This window comes from Pseudomonas sp. MWU13-2105 (assembly GCF_023242315.1).
Classification (GTDB): domain Bacteria; phylum Pseudomonadota; class Gammaproteobacteria; order Pseudomonadales; family Pseudomonadaceae; genus Aquipseudomonas.
In genome coordinates, this window is sequence record NZ_JALLIY010000091.1 from 1 (window position 1) to 445 (window position 445).

Below are 445 nucleotides of genomic sequence, written 5' to 3' on the forward strand. Positions count from 1 at the left end.
TTCGAACCGTTAATTGCGAGCGCGACACACCGAGACATTCGCTGACCAGTTTCACTGGTCGTCCCCCGGCAACAAGGGTGAGTGCGCAATCCATTTTCGCGACCGGGCGATCTCCACGGCCTCTTTGAGGACTTCCGCTTCCATCGTCTTCTTGCCCAACATCCGTTGCAATTCGCGGATCTGTTTGAGTGCATCGCTCAGCTCGGACGCCGGCACCACGGCCTCGCCAGCACTAACCGCCGACAGGCTTCCGTCCTGATACAGCTTGCGCCACAGGAACAGCTGGTTGGCGTTGATGCCGTTGCGCCGGGCAACCACGGACACGCTTTGCCCAGGCTCAAGGCTCTCTCGAACCATGGCCAGCTTCTGGTCGGTGCTCCAGCGGCGTCGGCGTTCCTGGCCGAGCAGCTCGCCACCCTTATCGTTGCTGTTAGTCATAAACATA

1 pseudogene is annotated in these 445 nt (G+C 60.0%); it reads right to left on the reverse strand.

Annotated features, from left to right (window positions below):
* Positions 1 to 438 (reverse strand): annotated as a pseudogene (locus tag M5B96_RS32440) (transposase); the annotation flags it as partial.
* Between the last annotated feature and the right edge of the window lie 7 nt (positions 439 to 445).